Annotated in this window: 24 protein-coding genes; 12 read left to right on the forward strand and 12 right to left on the reverse strand. The window is 51.7% G+C overall.

From position 1 onward, the window contains the following. Window positions 1–23: 23 nt before the first annotated feature. Window positions 24–941, reverse strand: a complete 918-nt coding sequence (locus DYA43_RS18955) for a M14 family metallopeptidase (RefSeq protein WP_020328965.1) — start codon at window positions 939–941, stop codon at window positions 24–26. Window positions 942–1124: 183 nt separating this feature from the next. Between DYA43_RS18955 and DYA43_RS18960 the strand changes: the two genes are divergently transcribed. Next, complete coding sequence (locus DYA43_RS18960; RefSeq protein WP_061055381.1) at window positions 1125–2033, forward strand: DUF808 domain-containing protein; 909 nt, start codon at window positions 1125–1127, stop codon at window positions 2031–2033. Between the two features lie 92 nt (window positions 2034–2125). Continuing rightward, complete coding sequence (gene rlmC, locus DYA43_RS18965; RefSeq protein WP_061055382.1) at window positions 2126–3259, forward strand: 23S rRNA (uracil(747)-C(5))-methyltransferase RlmC; 1134 nt, start codon at window positions 2126–2128, stop codon at window positions 3257–3259. A 97-nt stretch (window positions 3260–3356) separates the two neighbouring features. Here rlmC and pyrC read toward each other — a convergent pair whose 3' ends face one another. Then, entirely contained in the window at window positions 3357–4385 is a 1029-nt protein-coding gene (pyrC, locus tag DYA43_RS18970; protein WP_061055383.1) for a dihydroorotase, read from the reverse strand. A 258-nt stretch (window positions 4386–4643) separates the two neighbouring features. Here pyrC and DYA43_RS18980 point away from each other — a divergent pair, with 258 nt between their 5' ends. Beyond that, entirely contained in the window at window positions 4644–6464 is a 1821-nt protein-coding gene (locus tag DYA43_RS18980; protein ID WP_061055384.1) for a hybrid-cluster NAD(P)-dependent oxidoreductase, read from the forward strand. A gap of 50 nt (window positions 6465–6514) precedes the next feature. Here DYA43_RS18980 and DYA43_RS18985 read toward each other — a convergent pair whose 3' ends face one another. Further along, window positions 6515–7123 carry a hypothetical protein gene (locus DYA43_RS18985; protein ID WP_055452557.1) on the reverse strand — a complete coding sequence of 203 codons (609 nt, stop codon included), beginning with the start codon at window positions 7121–7123 and terminating at the stop codon, window positions 6515–6517. 249 nt (window positions 7124–7372) lie between these two features. Here DYA43_RS18985 and DYA43_RS18990 point away from each other — a divergent pair, with 249 nt between their 5' ends. Then, window positions 7373–8479: a 1-acyl-sn-glycerol-3-phosphate acyltransferase gene (locus DYA43_RS18990; protein WP_020328971.1), complete on the forward strand. Its 1107-nt coding sequence runs from the start codon at window positions 7373–7375 to the stop codon at window positions 8477–8479. Between the two features lie 66 nt (window positions 8480–8545). On the opposite strand, the gene DYA43_RS18995 is transcribed toward DYA43_RS18990, so the two are convergent. Next, window positions 8546–9145, reverse strand: a complete 600-nt coding sequence (locus tag DYA43_RS18995) for a leucine-rich repeat domain-containing protein (RefSeq protein WP_061055385.1) — start codon at window positions 9143–9145, stop codon at window positions 8546–8548. Between the two features lie 155 nt (window positions 9146–9300). Then, window positions 9301–9603: a YfcZ/YiiS family protein gene (locus DYA43_RS19000; RefSeq protein ID WP_020328973.1), complete on the reverse strand. Its 303-nt coding sequence runs from the start codon at window positions 9601–9603 to the stop codon at window positions 9301–9303. Between the two features lie 557 nt (window positions 9604–10160). On the opposite strand from DYA43_RS19000, the gene DYA43_RS19005 reads away from it, so the two are divergent. After that, complete coding sequence (locus DYA43_RS19005) at window positions 10161–10622, forward strand: TetR family transcriptional regulator (protein WP_020328974.1); 462 nt, start codon at window positions 10161–10163, stop codon at window positions 10620–10622. 64 nt (window positions 10623–10686) lie between these two features. Here the strand turns inward: DYA43_RS19005 and DYA43_RS19010 are convergent, their stop codons facing one another. The 6 genes from DYA43_RS19010 to DYA43_RS19035 are packed head-to-tail and all read right to left on the reverse strand — an operon-like array spanning window position 10687 to window position 15242. Then, complete coding sequence (locus tag DYA43_RS19010) at window positions 10687–11469, reverse strand: heme ABC transporter ATP-binding protein (protein WP_061055386.1); 783 nt, start codon at window positions 11467–11469, stop codon at window positions 10687–10689. Next, on the reverse strand, window positions 11469–12500 hold the full coding sequence (locus tag DYA43_RS19015) for a FecCD family ABC transporter permease (protein WP_370446025.1): 1032 nt from the start codon (window positions 12498–12500) through the stop codon (window positions 11469–11471). Before DYA43_RS19015 ends, DYA43_RS19010 begins: the two co-directional genes overlap by 1 nt. A gap of 6 nt (window positions 12501–12506) precedes the next feature. Beyond that, window positions 12507–13361, reverse strand: coding sequence for a heme/hemin ABC transporter substrate-binding protein (locus tag DYA43_RS19020; RefSeq protein ID WP_061055388.1), 855 nt, complete (start codon window positions 13359–13361; stop codon window positions 12507–12509). 11 nt (window positions 13362–13372) lie between these two features. Beyond that, entirely contained in the window at window positions 13373–13789 is a 417-nt protein-coding gene (locus tag DYA43_RS19025) for an ExbD/TolR family protein (RefSeq protein ID WP_061055389.1), read from the reverse strand. Continuing rightward, window positions 13786–14478, reverse strand: a complete 693-nt coding sequence (locus tag DYA43_RS19030) for a MotA/TolQ/ExbB proton channel family protein (protein ID WP_061055390.1) — start codon at window positions 14476–14478, stop codon at window positions 13786–13788. The genes DYA43_RS19025 and DYA43_RS19030 overlap by 4 nt, the downstream gene beginning before the upstream one ends. Continuing rightward, window positions 14478–15242: an energy transducer TonB gene (locus tag DYA43_RS19035; RefSeq protein WP_081094730.1), complete on the reverse strand. Its 765-nt coding sequence runs from the start codon at window positions 15240–15242 to the stop codon at window positions 14478–14480. The genes DYA43_RS19030 and DYA43_RS19035 overlap by 1 nt, the downstream gene beginning before the upstream one ends. A 321-nt stretch (window positions 15243–15563) precedes the next feature. Between DYA43_RS19035 and hutX the strand changes: the two genes are divergently transcribed. The 3 genes from hutX to DYA43_RS19050 all read left to right on the forward strand — a co-directional run bounded on the left by hutX (window position 15564) and on the right by DYA43_RS19050 (window position 19098). Next, entirely contained in the window at window positions 15564–16067 is a 504-nt protein-coding gene (gene hutX, locus DYA43_RS19040) for a heme utilization cystosolic carrier protein HutX (protein WP_024375207.1), read from the forward strand. Between the two features lie 23 nt (window positions 16068–16090). Beyond that, window positions 16091–16621 carry a heme utilization protein HutZ gene (gene hutZ / locus DYA43_RS19045; RefSeq protein WP_020328983.1) on the forward strand — a complete coding sequence of 177 codons (531 nt, stop codon included), beginning with the start codon at window positions 16091–16093 and terminating at the stop codon, window positions 16619–16621. A gap of 353 nt (window positions 16622–16974) precedes the next feature. Continuing rightward, window positions 16975–19098, forward strand: a complete 2124-nt coding sequence (locus DYA43_RS19050; RefSeq protein WP_061056057.1) for a methyl-accepting chemotaxis protein — start codon at window positions 16975–16977, stop codon at window positions 19096–19098. 55 nt (window positions 19099–19153) lie between these two features. On the opposite strand, the gene yjeH is transcribed toward DYA43_RS19050, so the two are convergent. After that, window positions 19154–20413 (reverse strand): L-methionine/branched-chain amino acid transporter, encoded by a 1260-nt coding sequence (gene yjeH, locus DYA43_RS19055; RefSeq protein WP_061055392.1) that lies wholly within the window; start codon window positions 20411–20413, stop codon window positions 19154–19156. Window positions 20414–20726: 313 nt separating this feature from the next. Between yjeH and DYA43_RS19060 the strand changes: the two genes are divergently transcribed. The 4 genes from DYA43_RS19060 (at window position 20727) to DYA43_RS19075 (ending at window position 23158) form a co-directional block, all read left to right on the forward strand. Next, window positions 20727–21176, forward strand: coding sequence for an Lrp/AsnC family transcriptional regulator (locus DYA43_RS19060; protein ID WP_020328986.1), 450 nt, complete (start codon window positions 20727–20729; stop codon window positions 21174–21176). Continuing rightward, window positions 21177–21551 (forward strand): nuclear transport factor 2 family protein, encoded by a 375-nt coding sequence (locus DYA43_RS19065; RefSeq protein ID WP_061055393.1) that lies wholly within the window; start codon window positions 21177–21179, stop codon window positions 21549–21551. It begins immediately after the preceding gene. Beyond that, on the forward strand, window positions 21544–22470 hold the full coding sequence (locus DYA43_RS19070) for a LysR family transcriptional regulator (RefSeq protein ID WP_061055394.1): 927 nt from the start codon (window positions 21544–21546) through the stop codon (window positions 22468–22470). The genes DYA43_RS19065 and DYA43_RS19070 overlap by 8 nt, the downstream gene beginning before the upstream one ends. Window positions 22471–22543: 73 nt before the next feature. Beyond that, window positions 22544–23158, forward strand: a complete 615-nt coding sequence (locus DYA43_RS19075) for a LysE family translocator (RefSeq protein ID WP_024375202.1) — start codon at window positions 22544–22546, stop codon at window positions 23156–23158. Window positions 23159–23244: the final 86 nt, after the last annotated feature.

Raw genomic sequence — 23244 nt, forward strand, 5'->3', positions numbered from 1 at the left:
TCAAGCCTTCAGCTTTGAGGCAATCAGATCTGTTCGAGTACGTAGTCGAGCGCGCCGATGATGGCGGCAACTTGCGCGTCATTGCACTCTTCAGCCGTGACTTTCGGGCTGTCTGGGTAGACTTCGGTGGTTGAACCGTAAACACAATCCGTTACGCCGCCACACAGGCCGAGCTTTTTCATCGGATAAAGAATCACGCCATCCTGAACCACTTCAGAACCGATGATTTCACCGTTGTCATCGGCAGGCGCAATGTGTGTCACTTTGCGCACGGAAGCGATGATGGCCGCCTGAAACTCTGGTTGTGGGTTTGCTGTGTCACCAACGGTATAAAAGCCGTCCGGAATCGAGCCTTCTTCAAAGATAATCCCGTCACGTGCTGCCAGCGCCGGACGAAATTCACTTTCGTCAGTGTCAGTGGTTTCGTGCAGGTCAATGTGCATCAATACGTTTGGCAGTGTCGCCACTAACGCCATCAGATTGGCGGATTCTTCAGCCGGAGTATCGGCATAAAACGAACGATTCGGATCAATTGCATTTGGGTTCCAGCGGTTGATCGTCTCGTAACCCCACGGGCTGATGCATGGCGCCGCCACGATATTGAAATGCGTTTCGTAGCGTTTGGCTTCCGTCGCAAGAAACTTCAGTGCGCCGTGGACACCGCTGGTTTCGTAGCCGTGTACGCCGCCAGTGATCAAAATCGTCGGTTTATCGTCTTGCCAGTCGCGTGTTTTAAGACAAAACAGCGGATAACGGGCTGCATCGTAAGAGAGCGCGCCATACTGTTCGACATTGAATGACTGGCTAAGAGCCTGGATTTTCGGGACCACTTCTTGTTGATACTCACGTTTGATGGTGGTTTGCGCGCGCCAGGCCTGGCGCTCAGCGTTACCCCATTTTTGGCCTGGAGTACCGATTGGGTAGGTGTAAGCAGAGTTCATGACTTTCCCTGTTAAGCATAAGAGAGTAAGCAGGGTAATCTCACTCCGCTGCCGGCGCAACTGGCGACAGGAGCATAAATCGTCCCTCCGGCCGTTTTTCTTTTCGTGATGACTAACGGAATCACCGGGTTAGTGTTACATTTTGTCTCAATGAACTGATGATAAGAAATAAAGAGAATATTCATGGCGGGTGCGAGTTTACTGACTCTGTTAGATGATATAGCGACGGTGCTTGATGATGTCGCAGTGATGTCGAAAGTGGCGGCGAAGAAAACCGCAGGCGTGCTGGGGGATGACTTGGCTCTGAATGCGCAGCAGGTTTCCGGTGTGGCTGCGGAACGAGAGATCCCGGTTGTCTGGGCGGTCGCGAAAGGCTCGTTCCGCAATAAATTAATTCTGGTTCCGGCGGCGCTGATCATCAGTTCGATTGCTCCGTGGCTGATTATGCCGCTGTTGCTACTTGGCGGCTTGTTCCTCTGCTTTGAAGGCGCGGAGAAGGTACTGGAAAAATTGTTTCACTCTCAGCCCGAGAAAAATCCGGAAGAGGCCATGGAAGAGCTCAGTCAGCTCAATGTGGAAGAGTATGAGCAGAAGAAAATTAAAGGTGCGATACGCACCGACTTTATTCTTTCTGCCGAAATCATTGTGATTGCGCTGGGAACGGTGCAGGGCAAAGAGATGCTGACGCAAATTGTGGTCGTGAGCCTGATTGCAGTCATTATGACCGCGGGTGTTTATGGGCTGGTGGCCGGCATCGTGAAACTGGACGATCTCGGGTTCTATCTTGAACGTAAGTCCAAAGGTGAAGGGCTGCGCGCACGCCTTGGCAGTGCGCTGGTCAGCTTTGCTCCCAAATTGATGAAAGGACTGACGGTGGTCGGTACGGCAGCGATGTTCCTGGTCGGCGGAGGCATTGTGGTTCACAACGTTCCGGTGATTCATCACTGGATTGAGCCTGTGCTGATGGACTTACCGAATCTGTCGCTGGTGAGCTCACTGGTGCCTGCGCTGTTGAACGGCTTGATCGGTGTCGTCGCCGGACTGGTGATTGTCGCGGTCATGGAAGTTGTTCATAAAGTGCGCGGAAATTAAAATTTTAATTATCGTGACAATAAATTATCTCAATGGTGATTTGTCAGTGAAGGAATAGACTAGCGCTTTTCTTTCTCCGGCAGTCACCATTTATGCATTGTGAATTCTTTGAACAGCAGCGCTGCACCTCGTGTACGCACTGCGCGACACCCTACGTTTCTCAGGTTGAGATCAAAGATACCCACCTCAAAGATCTGCTGGCCGATCTCGCGCCGCAGCAATGGCTGCCGCCCATGCTGAGTGAAGAGACGGCGTTTCGCAATAAGGCCAAAATGGTCGTGCTTGGCGCGGCTCATGCGCCGATTCTGGGGATTGAAAGCCAACTTGACGGAGAAGCGCTGTCACTGACTCAGTGCCCACTCTATCCGGCACCAACTCAAGCGCTGTTGGAGTATCTGCAGCAATGGATTCGCATTGCTGGGATACCGCCCTACAACAAAGCCAAAAAAAAGGGCGAACTCAAATTCATCTTACTCACACGTAGCGAGCACACTGGTCAGTTTATGCTGCGTTTTGTCAGCCGCAGCAAGGATGTTCTGCCACGTATTGAACGCAATCTGCCTGCATTGTTGGAGGCGTATCCGGCGATTGAAGTCGTGTCGGTCAATATTCAGCCCGTGCACATGGCAAGGCTTGAGGGCGATGAAGAGATCTTTCTCACCGACACGCAAGTGCTGATGGAGCAGTTCAACGATGTACCGATGGTGATTCGTCCGAAAAGCTTTTTCCAAACCAACCCGCAGGTGGCGGCATCGTTGTATGCGACCGCACGTCAGTGGGTACGTGAGCTGGATCCTGCGCACATGTGGGACCTGTTTTGTGGTGTGGGTGGTTTTGCGCTGCATTGTGCATCACCCAGCACGGCGGTAACCGGCATTGAGATTGAACCTGAAGCCATTGCCAGTGCCAAGCGTTCAGCCAGTGCGATGGGGATCGATAACCTCAGCTTTGCCGCACTCGACTCTGCGCAGTTTTCATTAGGGCAGGATGCCGCGCCTGATCTGGTGCTGGTCAATCCGCCTCGCCGTGGCCTAGGTCAAGCGCTGACGAAGCAACTCGCGATGCTGGCGCCAAAACACATCATCTACTCAAGCTGTAATCCGCTGACGATGAAAAGCGATATGGAACAACTCAGCGATTATCACAGTGTGAAGCTGCAATGGTTCGATATGTTCCCGCATACTGATCATGCTGAAGTGTTGGTGTTGCTTGAACGTAATGCCTGAAAAGTATTAAAAAAGGAGAGGTTAACCTCTCCTTTTTTGTGCTTGTCATTCAGCCGAACGCGTTGTTAGTCAGCCGATAATGCCGTGGCTCAGCGGATTATTTCACTGTCCACTGCACTTGTTCGCCAGCGCGAATCGGCACGACAGTCTCGCCGCCAAATGGCATCGACGCCGGTACGTCCCATGCTTGTTTGGTCAGGGTAACGGTATCGCTATTGCGTGGCAGACCATAGAAATCCGGACCGTTGTGGCTGGCAAACGCTTCCAGTTGATCCAACTTATCTTCCTGCTCAAATACCTCAGCGTACAGTTCCAGTGCGGCGTGCGCGGTGTAAGAGCCCGCACAGCCACAAGCCGCTTCTTTTTTGCCTTTCGCGTGTGGCGCAGAGTCAGTGCCAAGGAAGAACTTCTTGTTACCTGACGTCGCGGCTGCAACCAGCGCGTGCTGGTGCGTGGCACGTTTCAGAATGGGTAAGCAGTAGAAGTGTGGACGAATACCGCCAACCAGCATGTGGTTGCGGTTAAACAGCAAGTGATGAGCGGTAATGGTGGCGGCAACGTTGTCGCCTGCATTTTTTACAAATTCGACGGCTTCTGCGGTGGTGATATGTTCCAGCACGATTTTCAGACTTGGGAAATCGTTGACGATTGGTGCCAGAACGGTCTCCAGGAACGTCTTTTCACGGTCGAAAATATCGATGTCGTGCGTGGTCACTTCACCGTGAACCAGCAGCAACATGCCTTCTTCCTGCATTGCTTGCAGTACCGGATAGATGTTTTTCGCTGAAGTCACACCTGAATCAGAGTTGGTGGTGGCACCTGCTGGGTAAAGTTTCGCGGCAACAACGGCGCCAGAAGCTTTGGCTTTGCGAATCTCTTCTGGTGAGGTGTTGTCAGTCAGATAGAGCGACATTTGTGGCTCAAACTGGCCTTGAGGCTGCGCCGCCATGATGCGTTCGCGGTAAGCCAGCGCCATTTCCGTCGTGGTAACCGGTGGGACAGTATTTGGCATGATTAGCGCGCGTCCGTTATAACGGCTGATATCGCGCACAGTGTCAGTCAGAACTTCGCCATCGCGAAGGTGAACGTGCCAGTCGTCAGGACGTGTGATCGTTAGAGTTGTCATGAATTGCTCCCACCATGAATGCGTTGAGTGATTGGAGCCTGAACGGCCAGCGAATTGTCTTGCGCAAACGCTTCCGTTTAGGCGACAGGATGATAGAGGAAAAGGGGGGGCATTTCACCCTTTTCTTTGAAATTCTCCCCAAATCGCCATTTTGGCCAGTTTACTCAGCGCTGATTGCTAAGGATATGCACTCGCATTAGTCGTTGGGCCAATTTTGCTTTATCATCGCTGGATAATAATCGTGCGTAAGGAATTGCAATGTCGTCAGCTCATCTTTCTCAAATTAACGTCTATCCGGTCAAATCTGTCGGTGGTATCGCCCTGTCCAATGCATGGGTAGAAAAACAGGGTTTGATGTTTGACCGCCGTTTTATGGTGGCACTGGCTGATGGCAGCATGGTGACGGCGCGTAAGTATCCGGGAATGGTTAAGGTGCGCTCAACATTGACCCCAGATGGCCTGATTTTCGCCGCTGAGGGATTGTCTCCGCTCAAACTGCGTTATCAAGATTTTAAAATGCAGGAAGCGCCGGCTCAGGTGTGGAGCGACAACTTCACCGCTTACACCACCACCGATGAAGCCGATGACTGGTTCAGTGCGGTATTGGGACAACGTGTTGAGCTGCTGTTCAGCGGCGAGCAATCCAACCGTGTGCGCGAGAAAGTCGGTGGCAATGTCAGCTTTGCCGACGGTTACCCGCTGCTGGTGATCAGTGAAGGCTCGCTGCAAGAACTCAATCGTCGTAGTCCGGAACAGCACAGCATGGATCAGTTTCGCACCAACTTAGTGGTGTCGGGGACTGAACCGTTTGGCGAAGACAGCTGGAAGCGCATTCGTATCGGTGACGTTGAGTTTGAAGCGGTGAAACCTTGCGAACGCTGCATACTGACTACGGTCGATGTGAAGAAAGGTGAATTCCGCCCGACGAAAGAACCGCTCAGAACGCTGTCCCAGTTCCGCGCCAATGAACGAGGCGGCGTATTCTTCGGCCAGAACTTGGTGGCGAAGAATGAAGGCATGATCCGCACTGGCGATGTGGTGGAAGTGCTGGAATACAAAGAAAAAGAGTTCTACGCCGACAATGGTCAGAGCCACTATCTGATGACGTGCGTGGAACGCGAAGAGATCGCCCGTGATTTTGTCACTTTCTGGCTCGAACCACAGCACGGTATGGCGCCGAGTTACCAGCCGGGCCAGCATCTGCCGATTGAAGTGGTGGTGAATGGCGAAAATGTTGCTCGCCGCTACACCTTATCTTCCAGTCCGTCACGTCCGGGGCGTCTGGCGATTTCAGTGAAACGCATTGACGGCGGACGCGTTTCCAACTGGCTGGCGCAAAATTTGCAGGTGGGCGATACGCTCTCCACTCAGTTGCCTGACGGCAGTTTCCGTCTTGAAAAAGAGCAACACCAACAGCCATTGTTGCTGCTCTCTGCGGGCAGTGGCGTGACGCCGATGCTGTCAATGCTGCGTTATCTGGCGGACCATCAGCAAATCAGCGATGTGGTGTTCTATCATCAGTGCCGCTCGGTGGAAGACATTCCGGTACGTGAAGAGCTGGAACAGCTCAACCGTGAATTTGATGGCCTGAAAGTGTTCATCTCACTCACGCAGCCACCGCTGGATTGGTTTGGCCTCAAAGGCCGTTTTTCACTCTCTCACCTTAAGCAGGTCAAAGATGTGGCTTCGCGTCAGGTATTTGTGTGTGGCCCGGATGGTTTTATGCAGAAGGCGAAAAGCCTGTTGCTGAAACAGGGTCTGCCGGAAGCTGCCTATCATCAGGAGGCGTTTGGGGTTGCTCAAACCGCACCGAAAGAGTTCAAGACGCTGCAATTGAGTGTCAACGGCAATGTGTTTGAAGGTAACAACCAGACGACGCTGTTGGAACAGGCGGAAGCAGCAGGTATCGCGATTGCGAGCAGTTGCCGAGCAGGCTTCTGTGGTTCGTGTAAAGTGACTGTCGAATCGGGCTTGGTGCACCAGCCAGATGTGCCCGCGCTACAAGAGCATGAGCGCAATATGGGCGTTGTGCTGGCTTGCTGTTGTATTCCGGAAACGGATATCGAAGTGGTGGACTAATCGCAATAAAAAACACCTCCCGATGGGAGGTGTTTTTTTATGCGTTGTGCTTATTGGGCATCGCCCATCACCAGCTGGCACATTTGCTGATACTGCACGTGATTCCCGGCAAATAGCTCCGTTACAATCGCGTCTTCTTTGCCACCGGACAAACGGCGTTTCATCGCTTCTCTTACCAACAAGACCAAATGCTGTTCTTTGCTGATCCCATTGTGTTGTGTCGCAGACCAACTGGCCAGCGACTGAGTAAATGGTGTCACTCTCAGTTTGGGTTCAAAGTTTTGCACTTCTGTTTTTAGTACTTGCAGCAAATGCGGATACACTTCGTCCTCGCGCTTGCTGTGGCGTAAACGCTCCAGCACAGCCAGGCTGAGTGCACTATGTTGTACCAGGCCTGCCTGATGCGGGAAAGTGTCACGCAGACGCACCGAGAAATCGATGCGGCTAATTTGGGTATTAGGAAAGAAAGTCAGCGAGCACAGGCAATCCAGTGGGATCCACACCGCCTGATTAGGCTCAACGGCGTATTCCTGTTTACCGAGTTTTACCAGCACCAGTCCCTGATCTACATGAATCAAACTATGCTTGGTCGCTCGTTTGCGAGACGTGGCTTCTAAATAGGGAAATAAGCACGTTTCTGACTGAATAGCGTAGTTCATGGATGGCCTCGTGATAATTTGGGGCGCTAAGGTTACCGCTTTCACTGATAAAAGCCAAATATCCCGATGAAAACAGGCACGTTCAATGCATTATTCAATGGGTTGCATTGAGATAAACGTAGATTATGCGAGTACGGAAACCTTTTTGTTCTAAGCTGGTCTGACCTTGTAAATTATGTGGTAACGATAGCTGCGACGCTCTGTGAGTATGCGTAGAATAGGCCAGCTTTTTATTTGACGTATAAATATATGACATCAACAACTGATCCTTTTGTAGAAATTCGTCCTTACAATGACGATGAGATTCCTGCGGCCATTGATCGTCTGATCAATGACGAAGAGTTTATCGCTGCCATTTTGCAGCACCGGTTTGAGCGCCAGCCGTCTTGGCTAAAATCTCTGATGGGACCTTTTGTTAAAGCCTATCTGAAATTCAAATGGGCCAAGCTGACCTCCGTCGAAGCCATTCAGCTGGAAGTGAAGAAATATCTCGACCAGACACTGGAGCACACCACACGCGGCGTGACCTACAGTGGCCTGAACCAACTCGACAAGAACACCGCGTATCTGTTTGTTTCCAACCACCGGGACATCGCGATGGATCCGGCGCTGGTTAACTATGGCCTGCACATTACGGGTCACCGCACCGTGCGTATTGCTATCGGTGACAACCTGCTGAAAAAGCCCTGTGCGACAGAGCTGATGAAGCTGAACAAAAGCTTTATCGTGAAACGTTCAGCCAAAGGCCCGCGTGAAATGATGAAGGCGCTGGGCACTTTATCTGGCTATATCAAGCATTCGCTCGACACGGGTAACTCAATCTGGATTGCGCAGAAAGAGGGCCGTGCAAAAGATGGTAACGATTTTACCGATCCTGCGATTCTGAAGATGTTCCACGTGGAAGGTCGTAAGCAAAAGATGGAGTTTGCGGACTACGTTAAGTCGCTGAGAATCGTGCCTGTCTCTATCGCGTATGAAAATGACCCGTGTGACATTGCAAAAGCACGTGAACTGTACGAGAAGGCGACACACGGTAAATACGAGAAAGCGGAATTTGAAGATATCGAGAGCATCATTCAAGGTATCGTAGGTGATAAAGGCCGTGTGCATGTCGCGTTTGGTAGTGTGATTGATCAAACGTTCGAAACGCCGGAAGCGCTGGCCGATGAGATTGATCGCCAAATTCATGAAAACTACCAGCTTTACCCAATTAACCTGCTGGCCGCGGGCGAAGAGAGTGAAGATATCACGCCAGCTGTGCGTGCCAAACTGAATGAGAAACTCGCTCAGCTACCAGAAGGGGCGCATGCCTATCTGCTTGATAGCTACGCAAACCCGGTGCGTAACCGCAAGTAACGGTATCCATTCGGACACAAAAAAGAGAAGCTTCGGCTTCTCTTTTTTTATGGCTGCGCGGTGATATTAACGGGCGACCGCCCCGCCCAGAGTCAGTGTGGTCGGCCACTTGGTAATTTGATTGCCGCCCAGATAGATGTTGCCGTTCACCGTCATCGTATCGGGAAAGGTGGTAATTTTGGAGCCGCCGATAAACAGACTACCCTGCACGACCAGTCCTTCCGGGAGTTCAGTCAGCGGAGTACGAATCACGCTCAGATCGCCTTTGACGGTCAGGCGTGGCGGCAGTTTAGTCAGCGGCGTGTCAGTAAGATTGATATAGCCGCCGACATTGACCCCGGCAGGCCAGTTTTTGATTTGTGAACCCAGCAGGTTGGCGTAACCACGGATATAGGTGCCGCGCTGAATGCGCTCCAATTTGCTGTTGGTGGCATCGAGGCTGCCCTGCACTTTCAATCCGCTGGGCAGACGGGTAATGCCGGTTTTCGCGATGTTCAGATTCCCTTTGACTTCCAGCCCATCAGGCAGGCTGGTAAAGGGCTTGTTACGCAAATCCAGATTTCCGTAGTTATCGAGATAATTCAGGATATGGTATTGGTCCAAAGGATCTGCCGTGGCCTGAACGCCAGGTAACAACAGCAGCAAACAAATCAGCAGGCGCGGCATAGCGGCTTCCGGTAGTCAAAACGTGAACGCTGTTAGTATCGCCAGCATCGGGTATTGCTTCAATGCCTAATGCTTGAAAGGCGGGAGGAGTCGGGGGAAAGTCACAAAAAACGGGCCAATCAAGCCCGTTAAATCTCGTTTGAATGACGGCGTAATTAACGCGCCAAAGAACGGGTCTTCAGTTCGAAAATCAGTTTTTCAGCACTCACTTCAAACTTAAAGCGCGCGTGCATTTCTTTTGCATTGTCAGCCAGTGGCAGAACTTCGTACTGTACATTCTCATTCACCTGTTTAGCGACAGCCAGGTATTTATCGAGTTCAGCGTTCAGTTGCTCCAGGCTCTCTGCGAAAATGGACACTTCTGCCACATCGTCGCCTTCACGAATGATGTAGCCCATTTCACCGGCCACGCCACACGCTTCGCACACTTCGGTTTCTACGTAGCTTTCGTTACTCATCTCATAATCCTCTTACAAAAGTTATGGTCATTTTAACCCTGTATGCAACCGTATTCCAGAGTCAGACCCCGCTGTTTTTCTGCCAATTAACAGTTTGATGTTTTGTATCAATAGACGCAGGGTATTGAGAGGAATGGCGAATATCTGACGGATAGATGTGACTTGAGTCAATTTTTTGTGAGTTAAGGTGCCATTATTTTGGCATAATGCTACCTATTTCATTGCTATAGCTTATGGATTGTAAGATTATCCCTACTCGAGGTAACAATATTTTGTCGTGATTTAAACGACGTTTAGTAGGGTGTTTTCATCCGTTCATTGTCGCCATTTCTGTCGCTCTCATGACGCATTCGGTTTGGCACACGGGTGTACTCAGGGCACTTGTGTGTTGTCATGAAGGCAGAGTGTAAGGCATTGATAAAAAGAAAAAATGAAATTTCTGTTCGCTAGGATGACCCGTTGAACCACGCGTATACAGTGTGGAACCCCATTAAGTTCAACGCGGGCATTTCATTGCAGAATAGACAATATGGATTTACATAAGAAGAGCCTTAACCATGCCAAAGCGTAGTAAAGAAGATACCGAAATCACGATTCAGAAGATCATGGACGCCGTCGTTGATCAGCTGTTGCGATTAGGGTACGACAAAATGTCATACACGACGTTAAGTCAGCAAACGGGTGTATCACGAACCGGGATTAGTCACCATTTCCCGAAGAAAACGGATTTTGCTTCAGCGCTGGATAGCCGCATTTTTAAAATGTTTGTCGAGCATCTGGATTTCGACAATGGCACAGATTCGTTCTCATCCAGCTGGATGAAAGCGTTAGACAATTCAGAGTTTCTCGCCATTCTTCGCCTGCTGTTCCACCACATTGTGACCGCAGAGCGAGCAGAAAGCTTTGCGTCCAACGGCATTGATCGTTTGTACCGCTTGGCGGACGAAAAGCTGGGCAATGGCAGCGACAGACAAGTGGAATGGCTGATCGGTAAATCACTGGTTACCATGAGCCAATAACCGGCAGGATTGAATAAAAAGGCCAACATGAGTTGGCCTTTTTTATGCGCAGATTCTGAGAGCTCTAAGCCGCTGGATAAACCATCGGAAAATCGAGCTGTGGATGAGGCGCGACGATTGCCCGATAACCGTAAACCCGTTCAATCAGTTCGCTGTTAAGCGCCTGCCATGGCGGCGCATCGCACACCAGTTTGCCTTGATGCAGCAAAACCAGACGATCGGAATATTGTGCCGCGAGGTTGAGATCGTGCAGCACGACAATCACCGCACACGCTTCGTCGCGGGCTAAATCGCGGGCAATTCGCAGCGTATTATGCTGGTGGGCAAGGTCGAGCGCCGAAGTAGGTTCATCCAACATCAGTATTTTTTGCTCTCCCCCTTGATGCAATTGCGTCAATACGCGAGCCAAATGCAGGCGCTGCTTTTCACCGCCGGAAAGAGCCGGATACAAACGATCCGCCAAGTGAATCACATCGGTTTGGGTCATGTAATGACGCGCGAGCCTGCGTGTTTCCTGCTGCGAAGCATTGAGCGGAATCGCGCCCAGTTCCACCACTTCTTGCGCGGTAAAGGGAAAGCTCAGACTGCTACTCTGTGGCAACAGACCAACATGACGGGCGAGATCAGAGGGCGACCACATCTCCCGCGCCTGGCCAAAAATGTGGATCGGCGCTCTGCTGTCGAGTTCACCACTCAGAAGTTTCAGCAGGGTACTTTTCCCGGCGCCGTTGGGGCCAAGTAGCGCAGTGACTTCACCCGAGCGAATTTCGATATCAATTTCATTCAGCACGGTGCGGGCGCCAAATTGAGCAGACAACCCCTGTGCTTGAAGGGCGATAGACGACATCAGAATATTTTTCCCTTTTGCTGAAACAGAAGATAGAGGAAGAAGGGCGCACCGACTAAGGCAGTGACGATGCCTATCGGCAGCTCAGCCGGGGCTGCCGCGACGCGGGCAAACATATCAGCGATGGTCAGCAAGAGCGCGCCAAGCAGCGCAGAAATTGGCAGCAAGTTGCGATGATCCGGCCCGACCAACATTCGACCGAGATGGGGCACCACCAGACCGACAAAGCCAATCATACCAGCGGCACTGACGGTAACGCCGACGCCGACTGCGCTGAGCACAATCAATGCTCGCTTGAGGTGCTGAATCGGAATTCCCAGATGGCGCGCTTCTGACTCGCCGAGCAGCAGGGCATTCAATGTCATCGCACGGCGGGAGAAGTAGAGGTACAACCCCAGTAACGTGATGCCACACAGCGTAATGCTTTGCCAGTTCGCTCCGGCAAACGACCCCATGGACCACAAGGTGAGATCGCGCAGCATCTGATCGTCGGCGACGTAGTTCAGATAACCAATGCCCGCGCCGGATACGGCGCTGATCGCGACCCCGGCCAGCAACATGATGGTGACGGAAGTCCCGAATTTATTGGTGCCGAGTCGATACACCACAATGGTGGTCAGAGCGCCGCCGAGAAAAGCGCACAGTGGCAGCGTGATCGCATTCATCCAACGCGCGTCAAAGTTGAGGTTGCCCAGCAGTACAATGGCCAGCGCGGCCCCCAAAGACGCTCCGGCAGAGACGCCGATGATGCCGGGTTCCGCCAATGGGTTGCGAAACAGCCCTTGCATCACGGTGCCACACAACGCGAGAATCGCGCCGACCAGCATACATAACAGGGTGCGTGGGAAACGAATCTCATGGATCACCAAATTAATGTGCTTGGCGATATCGTCACTTTGCAGCAGCAAGCTACTCAGGCTGTCACGGAAACTGATGTTCATGGGACCAACCGTGATGGAGTAAATGGCGGAAATCGCCACAATCAAACCCAACACCAGCGTGGTCAGATAAAGAGGAACCTGTCTTAACACGCGCATTTAACCCTGTGGATAGAGCAACGCCTGCAGGCGCTGCGCTTCTGCTAAGCTTTTGAGTCCCAAACCACCGACCAACGCGTGGCCATCGACAGTGATGATCTGTTTACTCTGACCTGCTGGTGTGGCGGCCAGCATTGGCATTGCCGCAAGAATAGCGTCGGCGCCGCCCATTTTGTCGTAGCTGCGGCCGCTAACCAGAATCACATCGGGTTGCATTTCAACCATGGCTTCCATCGACAACGGTTTGTATGACGTCAACTGGGTCGCCGCCGGGTTTACGCCGCCTGCGAGCGTGATCATCGCATCCGGTACCGTGTCACTGCCTGCAACGTTCGCTGCGCGTCCTTCATGGATCAGCAGAAACAACACTTTCTTGCGTGCTGATGCGTCTGGCTGTTGGGCTTGCAGCGCTTTAAGCGCATCGTTGACCTGTTGTTTCAGAGGACCAGCGGCCGCTTCGCTGTGGGTCAGGCTGGCAATCTGAACGATGCGTTGCAGTAAGCCTTGCGGCGTCGAATCACTGTTGATCACTTCAACGTCCACCCCGGCAGATTTGAGCTGTTTTAATGTGGTGTCAGGGCCCATTTCATTGGAGCCGAGTAGTTGCGTCGGCTCAAGCGCAAGCAGGCCTTCGGCAGACAGTTGACGATGATAACCGACCTTCGGCAATGCCAGAGAAGGTGGCGTCACACTGGTGACATCAATCCCGACCAGTTGCTGCTCCGCGCCAAGCGCCAGAATGAGTTCAGTCACGCTGCTACCTGCACTGATGATGCGTTCAGCGGCCAGAGTGGAAGAGGAAAAGGCAGTAAATGCAGTGGCCGCCAGCCACGCTACTCGAACGGTGGTTTTCATGGTGTGTCTCATTATTTCGATGGTTTTTCGGTTAACAGTTGAGTGGCTTGAATGCCGTTTTCCTGCAAAAAGGCCAGCAGTTTGACCAAATGTTGCACCTCAGCATTTTTGTCGGCGCCGATGACGATTGGGCGCTGGTTATGTTGATGAGCCTCAAGTAGGGCGAGAGTGAAATTGGGCCAGTCTAGGTAGGCTTGGCCGTCAATTGCCCAATAGGGTTCAGCCGCGGTGATGTTAATGGTCAGCGACTGAGACTCCACTGCGGTAACGACATCGGAATCGCTGGTGGGTAAGGTGACATCGAGCGAATCGAGCTTGACCGCTGCGGTCAGCATCAAAAACACCATCACGATAAAGATGATGTCGAGCAGCGGCGTCAGATCCGGCGTTAAGCCAAACTCGTTTTTGTGCGGTGCGCTTTTGATCATGATGAACTCACAGCAGGCGCAGCGGCGGTGTCTGACGAAGAACGGCGCGCGTCACTGGTATTAAGGCTGATACCTTCCAGCCACAGATTGACGTAGTTGAGCGTGTGCTCCAGTTTCGCCATCACTTTGTCGGCCCATAAGCTGAGTAACTGCGCGCCAGCGATGGCGGGCAGGGCAATCATGAGGCCCGCTGCGGTGGTGCGCATCGCAATGCCAAGACCATCGGCCAGATCGTTGGGCGTAATATTGCCGCTCGAAGCCGCTACACCTTTGAACATTTCAATCAGGCCCAGTACGGTGCCGAGCAAGCCAATTAACGGACTGATAACGCCAATCAGAGTGAGCAGACGCAGACCGGCATTGAGCTGATGGCGTTTTTCCTGAAGCCAGATTCCAGCTGCATCTTCGCGTAACGCTTTAGGAAAGGCATGGTGGGCCAGTAGCATAGCCACCGCGCGGTAGAGCAGCGGGCGCTTGTCTGCCAGTGACTCGGCTAACGCTTCCAATTCGTTGGCATTGGTTGGCGATACTTGGTTCAGGTGACGGCGGATGGCTCCTTTGCCGACGCCTAAACTGAGTATCACCTGAAAGGCGCGTTCAGTCAGGATCATGACGGTCAATGCTGAGCAGATCAGCAGGGGCCAGGTCATCAGACCGAGTTGTTGTTGCAATTGATGTAGTGGTTCCATTATCCATCCAACCTAAAACGAACGGGAATTTGCACTCGGTGAGCCAGCGCTTCACCGTTGATGATGTGCGGAGAAAACTTCCACTGTTTGATGGCATCCAGCGCGGATTGGTCCAACATCTCAGTACCGGAAGAAGAGATTAAAATCTGTTTGATTTGGTGACCTTGTGCATCGAGCCACACCTCGTAAGTGGCCACTCCCTCAATACCGCGCTTTTGTGCCAAACGTGGGTAATTGGGGCGAATCGGCCGTGACACAAAAGAGGGGCGATCAACCAGGATTGGTGCAGCATTCGCGCCTTGGCTGCTTACCGCAGGCGCCGGTTTGGCTTTCGCTACGGTTTCAACGGGCGTAGCGGCTGCTGCAGTGTGAGTCACTGCCTGCCTTGTCTCTGATTTGTGCTTGACTGGCGGTGCGCCAGTTTTTGGTGCCTGCGCCGTTTTATTGAACGCTGAACGAATGGGTTTTTGGGTCGCCGTTTTCGCTGTGGGTTTCGGTTTGTCAGCGCTTTGGGCGACCTTTTCTGTCGGCTTTTCAGGTGTTACTGGTGTGGTTTTAGGTTCGGGTTTGGCTGGCGATTTCGCAATGTTGTCCGCTTTAACCTGCGGCGTTGCTTGCGGCGCGGCGACAAAATTGATCGCGACCGAAGTGGATTGATTACCCGCAGGCATGGCGAGCGCGGTGGACTGTTTTGCCACCAACAGGAGTGAAGCGTGCAATGCAAGAGAAACGCCGCCTGCGACAAAATATCTTGGGAAATTCACTCTCAGCTCCGAAGCCCGTATCCATTTAATTTCAGAATTATCACCCAACATGTAAATAAGATCAATTATCAATTGTATTCTCATTTGAGTGTATCTATGATTTTGTCACTTTGTGTGAACGACTGCACTGGCAATGATTCAGCGGATTCGGATGAACTATTTGGTTTATCGACGGCTCCAATCATTCGACAGTCATCAAGGTTTCAGTCACATTAAAATGGTGACAAACCTGCAACAAGCACTCATCAGGCTGCACAATATTCAGATTGAACCAGTTCGTGGCCAGAGCGCTCTACGAGCCAGATAACAGTGGAAATAACTATGGAATCTCTACAACAACAAGTCGCAACGCTGCTTGAACAGGAACCGACACTGCTGACAGCCGCGATGGCTGAGCGACTCAATGTTTCCGAATTTGATGTGGTGAACGCCCTGCCAACGGAAATGGTGGCTGTGGTGGATGGCAGCGAAGCGGAAACGTTACTCAGCGATATCGCAGACTGGGGCACAGTGACCACTATTGTTCATTCGTTTGGTTCTATTTTCGAAGTCAAAGCGCCATTGCCGAAAGGGAAAATGGCACGTGGCTACTACAATTTAATGGGGCGTGATGGTCAACTGCATGGCCATTTAAAGCTCGATACGATTACGCATGTTGCGTTAGTCAGCAAACCGTTTATGGGGCGTGAAAGTCACTACTTTGGCTTTTTCAGTGCCCAGGGCGACAACATTTTTAAGGTATATCTGGGACGTGACGAAAAGCGTGAGCTGTTATCGGATCAGGTCATCCGCTTTAAAGCATTGCAACAACAACTACAAAAATAGTGATCGGTTTTAGGAGAAAGTAAATGGATCAGCAAGTTAAGCAGGAAAGACTGCAAGGACGTCTGGAGCCGGAAATTCAGGAGTTCCGCCAGGAGCGCTCAACGCTGCAATTGGCGACGGTCGATGCTGATGGGCGTCCAAACGTGAGCTATGCGCCGTTTGTGCAGAACCAGGAAGGCTACTTCATTCTGATCTCGCACATTGCCCGCCACGCTCGCAACCTCGACATCAATCCACAGGTGTCGATCATGATGATTGAAGATGAAAGTGTCGCGAAGCAGTTGTTTGCTCGCAAGCGTCTGACTTTTGATGCCGTGGCCAAAAGCGTTGCCCGTGACAGTTTGTTATGGCAACAAGTGATTGGTCAGATGAAAGCGCGCTTTGGCGAAATCATCGACGGACTCAGCCAGTTGGAAGACTTTACGCTCTACTGCCTAAAACCGGAGAAAGGTTTGTTCGTGAAAGGGTTTGGTCAGGCGTATCAGGTGTCCGGTGATGATCTGGTGGACTTTGTTCATCTGCAGGAAGGCCATCGCAAAATCTCTAACGGCTAAGCGTTTAAACCAGATTGTCAGGGGCTGCATTGCAGCCCCTTTTTTTGTTTCTTTCGCCGGGCCGTTATCTCTTCACCGCTTCCTGCAGTTCGAGTTCATTTCTGTGCAGTATGGCGCTGAACTTCACAATAATGGTGCGTTGCGGTCAATAAATCGTCAATTCATGCTTTGAGTTGGTGCAAATTAAAATGAAACAATTCAATAACATAAGAGAATATGACTACATTACTCATTAAGGAGTAGTGAAGTTGTTTTGAGAGAATATGAAATTCAGCACAGCGTATGGTTTCTCGGTTTTTGGAACAGGCTTTGCATTTATTAATTGAATAATCATACACATGGATGGTGAATTTATGCAGTTAACGGCAGCGGAGCGAGGATGGCTCCCTTGGCTGGGAAGTACCGGTAAACTGGCAATGCGCAAAGCGTGTTTTATGAATCGTAAACGCGTAGCCTCTCTTGAACAAACCTTTGAAAATATTGCCAATACGCGAGTACAGATCCTCACAACCTGGGCGGAAAACGAGTGGTCTTTTTTACACGATGCGGCGCTCTATCTGGCAACCAAAGCGACGCATGAATACCGCGAAACCCTGCATCGCTTGCTCAAGCGCAGCAGCGATTTTTCTGAACTGTTTATCGTGTCGCCGCAAGGACAGATCATCGACTCCACCTACCCGGCCCAACAAGGTAAGTCGGTCGCTTCGATGCCAGCTCTGCGTGCAGGACTGACGCAGCCTTTTCTGCATGGACCTTATCGTGACGATGTCACGTTAGCGATCGGCCCGTCGAGCTCATTGTTTCACGATGAAGTGACGCTGATGTTCTATCAACCGCTCCGCAATGACGGCGAACTGATTGGCTGTTTGTGCGGCCGTGTTCCCAACGATGTGATTGGCGACCTGATCCAGCGTGAGGCAGGTCATATCTACAGTGAATCGGGCGACAACTACCTGTTTATGGTGCAGTCGCAATTTGACCCGTCAATTCAGCAAGGCGTGGCTCTGTCGCGCTCCCGTTTTGAAGACAACCGTTTTTCCCACGGCGAAAACCTCAAAGAGGGCGTCAATACGCGTTGGGGAGTGGTCAAAGTACAGCGGCACACCGAATTTGAAATTGTGTTCAACGATCCGGCAACCAACAAATTGCATCCCGGAGTGCGAGAAACGATCAACCACGGCAGCAACTTATTTGTGGAATATCCGGGCTATTCGGACTATCGCCACATTCCGGTCATCGGTAAAGGTGTGACCTTCACCATGCCGGGCTCGGTGGATCGCTGGGGCATGATGTGTGAATCGGATCTGGAAGAGGTGTATCGCCACCGTTCACTGGCGCAAAAGCTTGATCAACAGTTTACCCTGAGCATCTTTACGCCGCTGTTATTCCCGTTTCTGGTCAGCTATTGGTACCCGTTGCAAGAGTGGCAACTGCTGTTTTGCTCGTTGATCATGGGCGCGCTTGCAGTCGGAATGTTCCATATGGTGACTTCGCGTCCAATGGCCAAAAATTTGGAAAGCATGACGCAAGTGATGCAGGTGCTGGCGGAAGGCGATGGCAACCTGACCCGACGACTGGATGCCAGCCGATTCAAAGCCGATGAAACGGGCGATTTGGGGCGCTGGACCAACAGCTTCATTGACAGTTTAGAAGGCATCATTAAAGAGCTGGTGTTTGCCAGCCGGGAAGTGCAGAGCGTATCGGAATCGATGTTCCGCCGCAGTCAACTATTGCTTTCGACCAGCGACACAACGGCGACGTCCATCACCGATATGTTGTCACTGGCCGGCATTCAGAGCCAAGAGATCAACAGCGCCAACGATACCGCGAATGAGATGAACCTGTTAATGCAGGAGACCGTAGAAGCCGCGCAACTGGAGTATCAAAAAGCCGCGGAAAGTGCGCAGTCGATCAAAACCATCGTTCAGTCTTCCGCGCAAACGGTGAACGAAGTGAACAGCGAAATGCAGAAAATTGGCGGCATAGTGGCGCTTATCACGGAAATTACCGCGCAGACCAATCTCTTGGCCCTCAATGCCGCGATAGAAGCGGCGCGAGCGGGAGAACACGGTCGCGGCTTTTCCGTAGTGGCCGATGAAGTGCGGGTGTTGGCGAACAAAACATCGCAGGCGGCGAACAACATTGGCGAGTTGATGAAAGCCCTGCACAGCCAGTCGGAACTGGCGGTGAAATACATGCAGGAAGGGATCACGAACGTCGAAAATAGTACCCAGATCGTGGATGATTCCGTGCGCAGCGAGCAGTTACAGTCATCGGCAACGGGTCTGTTTACGCTGATCCAGGGAATTGCCCGCAACAGTGAAGAGCATCGGCAAACGGCGGATTCCGCTCAGCACACTGTAGTGAAGTTGCAGGAAGCGTCATCACAACTGGCGCGGCGGACAACGTTAATGCAAAACTCGCTGCAACGGCTCGATCAATTGGTGGGTCGCTTTGAAGTGAGTAAAGCGTCGTAATATCAATAGGTCAGAAAAGAGAAAAGGCGGGAAACCCCGCCTTTTCTCTTTTCTGTTATTCGGATGTCGCTCGTGGTGAACGGGCTGATTTCTTCCATGGTACGGCGAGCAAAGTGAAGATGCCCAGAGCATAAAACATCGACCAACCTAAACAGATAAAAACACCCGTACAAAGCAACAACGCGATGGCGGCCAACACTTTGGCAAAACCGCTGAGCAGCTTGTATGCGGCAAACATTGCCAGCAGGTAAACCAGCACAAAGATGCCGTTAGCCAGTTTAAGGAAAAATTCAAGATCCAGTCCCGACCATTCACCGAACACGCACGAGATCAGCAAAATGAACCCCACTATCCAGGTGGCGTGAGCCGGGACTCCGCGGCTGGAGAGTTTGGCCGCGGCGCTATGCGGGCGATATTCGCGCGCCTGCGCCCATACCATACGAGACAAGCTCTGGGTATAAAGGTTGATGCTGGCAAAGCAGGCGAAAAAGCCAACCAGACTGATCAGAGTGGCTGCTTTGGCACCGAACAGTTTGTCACTCAGCCAGGGAATTGAGGCGCTGTCAAATTGCGGGCTGCCATAAGCGCCGAATTTGAGAATGACCACCGAGCACGCCCAGTAAGTCGCACCGGCAACGAAGCAGCCCACCAGAATCGCGATAGGAAAATCGCGCTGTGGATTCTTAAACTCTTCCCCCATGTGGGCAAAGGCTTCGATGCCGACAAAACACCAGAACATCACGCCCAATGCTGCACCAATCGGCCACAGAGCTGTTTGAGTCAGTGCTGGCATCACCAGATCGTCACGTCCCACATCGCCGATAACGAAAAACGAGGCAACCAGAGCGAAGATACTCAGCGCGATGACCGTCTGCAGACGACCGGAGGACTTGGTACCGGCCAGATTGACCCCAATCAGCAACGCAACAGTGATCCCCTGTGCTAAAAGTGCATGATTGAGTGGTGCCGGTAACAGTTGCTGTAAAAACCCGGCAGCTAAAGCAACAGCTGCGGGAACGCCTACAGGAATGACGCTAACAAAAAGCCAAGCGACGGCGCGCTCAAGGCGGGCATTAAACGCTTGTCGGACGAAATAGGCTGTGCCGCCGGCGTTGGGATAGCGTTTACCCAGTGCGGCGAAAGTCAGGGCAATTGGACAGATGGCAACAAACAGGATAAGCCAGGCCCACAATGAAAACTCGCCGGCGATGCCTGCCGCGATGGCCGGAATCATAAATAAGCCGGTACCCATTAGGGTCGTGGAAAGCTGACCGATACCGGATAGCAGCGTGATGTCTTGTCTGAGTTGTTGCACGTTCTTGTTCCCTGATTTTTATTCTTCTTCTTCTTCCCGGCCTTGATGGCGTTGAACCTGCGGCGGGTTTATGGCTGAAAGGATACTCTGAAGCGCAATGTGATGCAGCTGACAAAATGGCTGGCTTTCACGTCAAAGTGACGCATTTTCTCGGTTTGGCCGTCAAATTGACGGTGAAACTGATTGGATAGTGTGAGAACAAGTGGTCTCGTGTGAAAATTTGTGTCAAATTAGCGAGGAATCAACGGGATAAGTTGGTGGTTTTTCGACGTGGGATAGAGCAGAAAAACCAGTTTGTGTGGAAATAATAACAATGGATAAATTTGACAATCAGATCATCGACTTACTTCGGCGCGATGCCCGTATGTCCGTTAGCGACATCGCCCGTGAAGTCAGTCTTTCCCGTTCTGCCGTGACCGCTCGGATCAAAAAGCTCGAACAGGATAAAGTCATTCTGGGCTATCACGCTCAGGTGGCGCAGCCAGAAAAAAACAACAATGTGTGCGCTTACTTCGCGCTCAAGTTCGATACCTCGGCCAGTTTGCACTCGTGTGAGCGCTATGCTGAAAAGCTGTATCAGATTCCCGGCATCAAGTGGTGCCATGCCATCAGCGGCGAAACGGATTTGATGCTGTATGTGGAAGTGGAAAGCATGGCTGAACTCAATGCCATTCGCGATGAGCTACAGCTCAATCCTCAACTGCGCAATCTGATGACACATGCGGTACTCAAAGAATTTTTTAACACCACTAAGCAGGTCTGAATGAACGCACAACAAGTCGTCGAACACTACTGGCAAGCGATGGCCAGCAACGATTTCTTTAAGGCCAGCCAATGGCTGAGCGAGGATTGTGTGATTCATTGGCCGCAATCCAAAGAGCGCATTCATGGCCGCGATAATTTCGCTCGTATCAATAGCGAATATCCTGCCCATGGACGTTGGACATTCGCGGTTGAGAAGCTGATTGGCAGTGGCGAGGAAGTTGTCACTCACGTCAAGGTCAGCGATGGGGTCATTCAAGCCACGGCCATTACGTTCCATACGGTTGCCAACGGGCTGATTTGTTGTCAGGTTGAGTTCTGGCCGGATGACTATCCGGCTCCGGAGTGGCGCAAAGCCTGGGTCGAGTATGAATAACATTAACCTCAATCTGCTGCGCTCACTGAAAGTGCTGCTGGATGAGTGTCACGTCAGTCAGGCCGCCTACAAACTCAACATCACTCAGTCAGCAGTCAGTCGCCAGCTCAGCCAATTACGTGAACTGTTTGCTGATCCTCTGCTGGTGCGTGACGGTAACCAACTGATCCCGACTCCGAAAGCGCTGCAGCTTCAGGCTAAATTAGAACACTGGTTTGTGGAACTGGACGAACTGATGGTGGAAGCTGAGTTTGAGCCTGCGCAGTGGAAAGGGGAGTTTGTCCTTGCTTCCAGTGATTACGTGGCGCAGTTTATTTTGCCGGAGATTGTCGAAGCAATGGCCGTGCAGTCACCGCAGGTATCGGTGAAATATTGTCTCTGGCAGCCGGATTTGCTGTCGCAGATGGCCGAATCCGATATTCAACTCGCTTCTACCATGTCGCCGGAACCGCCGGTTGGCGTCTCCTCCGTGTTGATTGGCGCTGATTACCCGGTAGTCGCGATGCACAATCAGCACCCGTTGGCCGCTCAAACCGAGCTCAGTGTGGAAGATTTGCTCAATTTTGCCCACATCAAAGTGATTGGGGGCGGCGACAAAGATACCTATATTGATCAAGCGCTGGCTAAATTGGGTCACCAGCGCCGCATTGCACTCAAAGTTCCGTTCTTCTCAGCGGCGTTTCGTTCCCTATGCCTGAGCCAGCATTTGATGGTGGTTCCGGAGCACATTGCCAGCAATCTGCAACATCATTACGACGTCGTCTACAAACGCCTGCCGGTGACGACGCCGCTGCATAAATACTGGTTGTTGTGGCATGCCAAATACGACAATCAAGCTTCCCATCAATGGGCGCGCAACCTCGTCCACGCCATCATGACAGAAACCTCGTATTCGATAGGTTATGACTATAAATCATAGCTTTTATGAGAATTGTTGATTTCAATTGATAGTTAATGCTTGTTAATGTCGTGGCTCCAGTAAGGAGTTTTGTATGACGTTTACCGTTTGGCTTTCCCTTTTCACGATTTGTATTCTTGGCGCGATGTCGCCTGGCCCTAGCTTGGCGATGGTCGCTAAACACAGTTTGGCTGGTGGACGCAAAAATGGTCTCGCAACGGCGTGGGCGCATGCCTTTGGTATCGGGGTGTATGCGTTTATCACGCTGATTGGTCTGGCTGTGGTGTTGCATCAGTCGCCGCTGCTGTTCAAAACCATCAGTTACGCCGGGGCGTTTTATCTTGCTTATCTGGGTTTGAATGCACTGCGCTCAAAAGGCGGCGTTGCTGCGAAGCTGGAATCGGGCGAGAGTGTCAGTGTATGGCAGTCGGCGCGTGAAGGCCTGATGATTTCACTACTCAGTCCTAAAATTGCGCTGTTTTTTATCGCACTGTTCAGCCAGTTTGTCGCGGTAGGTAACGAGTTTTCGAGCAAAGCGCTGATTGTCGTGACGCCGTTTGTGGTCGATGGTTTGTGGTATACCTTCATCACTTTTTTGCTCTCGAGCCCGAGACTGTTGGATAAACTGCGTGCCCGAGCGGTGCTGATTGACCGTTTATCTGGTGTTGTGTTGATTGCGCTGGCACTGCGAGTCGTGATGACGGTGTGATCTTTTTCGTGGCTTGTTGCCACCTGTATCTGCAAGCCATGTTTTTTATCGCCAAAGAAAAGCCGCTGACAACTGAGTTGCCAGCG

Origin of the sequence: Vibrio fluvialis (genome assembly GCF_900460245.1) — a bacterium.
In the GTDB taxonomy this organism is placed as follows: domain Bacteria; phylum Pseudomonadota; class Gammaproteobacteria; order Enterobacterales; family Vibrionaceae; genus Vibrio; species Vibrio fluvialis.

Bases quoted from the DNA above. Each gene is read 5' to 3' on its own strand.
- DYA43_RS18955 (WP_020328965.1), bottom strand. From the start codon at position 941: ATGAACTCTGCTTACACCTACCCAATCGGTACTCCAGGCCAAAAATGG.
- DYA43_RS18960 (WP_061055381.1), top strand. From the start codon at position 1,125: ATGGCGGGTGCGAGTTTACTGACTCTGTTAGATGATATAGCGACGGTG.
- rlmC (WP_061055382.1), top strand. From the start codon at position 2,126: ATGCATTGTGAATTCTTTGAACAGCAGCGCTGCACCTCGTGTACGCAC.
- pyrC (WP_061055383.1), bottom strand. From the start codon at position 4,385: ATGACAACTCTAACGATCACACGTCCTGACGACTGGCACGTTCACCTT.
- DYA43_RS18980 (WP_061055384.1), top strand. From the start codon at position 4,644: ATGTCGTCAGCTCATCTTTCTCAAATTAACGTCTATCCGGTCAAATCT.
- DYA43_RS18985 (WP_055452557.1), bottom strand. From the start codon at position 7,123: ATGAACTACGCTATTCAGTCAGAAACGTGCTTATTTCCCTATTTAGAA.
- DYA43_RS18990 (WP_020328971.1), top strand. From the start codon at position 7,373: ATGACATCAACAACTGATCCTTTTGTAGAAATTCGTCCTTACAATGAC.
- DYA43_RS18995 (WP_061055385.1), bottom strand. From the start codon at position 9,145: ATGCCGCGCCTGCTGATTTGTTTGCTGCTGTTGTTACCTGGCGTTCAG.
- DYA43_RS19000 (WP_020328973.1), bottom strand. From the start codon at position 9,603: ATGAGTAACGAAAGCTACGTAGAAACCGAAGTGTGCGAAGCGTGTGGC.
- DYA43_RS19005 (WP_020328974.1), top strand. From the start codon at position 10,161: ATGCCAAAGCGTAGTAAAGAAGATACCGAAATCACGATTCAGAAGATC.
- DYA43_RS19010 (WP_061055386.1), bottom strand. From the start codon at position 11,469: ATGTCGTCTATCGCCCTTCAAGCACAGGGGTTGTCTGCTCAATTTGGC.
- DYA43_RS19020 (WP_061055388.1), bottom strand. From the start codon at position 13,361: ATGAAAACCACCGTTCGAGTAGCGTGGCTGGCGGCCACTGCATTTACT.
- DYA43_RS19025 (WP_061055389.1), bottom strand. From the start codon at position 13,789: ATGATCAAAAGCGCACCGCACAAAAACGAGTTTGGCTTAACGCCGGAT.
- DYA43_RS19030 (WP_061055390.1), bottom strand. From the start codon at position 14,478: ATGGAACCACTACATCAATTGCAACAACAACTCGGTCTGATGACCTGG.
- hutX (WP_024375207.1), top strand. From the start codon at position 15,564: ATGGAATCTCTACAACAACAAGTCGCAACGCTGCTTGAACAGGAACCG.
- hutZ (WP_020328983.1), top strand. From the start codon at position 16,091: ATGGATCAGCAAGTTAAGCAGGAAAGACTGCAAGGACGTCTGGAGCCG.
- DYA43_RS19050 (WP_061056057.1), top strand. From the start codon at position 16,975: ATGCAGTTAACGGCAGCGGAGCGAGGATGGCTCCCTTGGCTGGGAAGT.
- DYA43_RS19060 (WP_020328986.1), top strand. From the start codon at position 20,727: ATGGATAAATTTGACAATCAGATCATCGACTTACTTCGGCGCGATGCC.
- DYA43_RS19065 (WP_061055393.1), top strand. From the start codon at position 21,177: ATGAACGCACAACAAGTCGTCGAACACTACTGGCAAGCGATGGCCAGC.
- DYA43_RS19070 (WP_061055394.1), top strand. From the start codon at position 21,544: ATGAATAACATTAACCTCAATCTGCTGCGCTCACTGAAAGTGCTGCTG.
- DYA43_RS19075 (WP_024375202.1), top strand. From the start codon at position 22,544: ATGACGTTTACCGTTTGGCTTTCCCTTTTCACGATTTGTATTCTTGGC.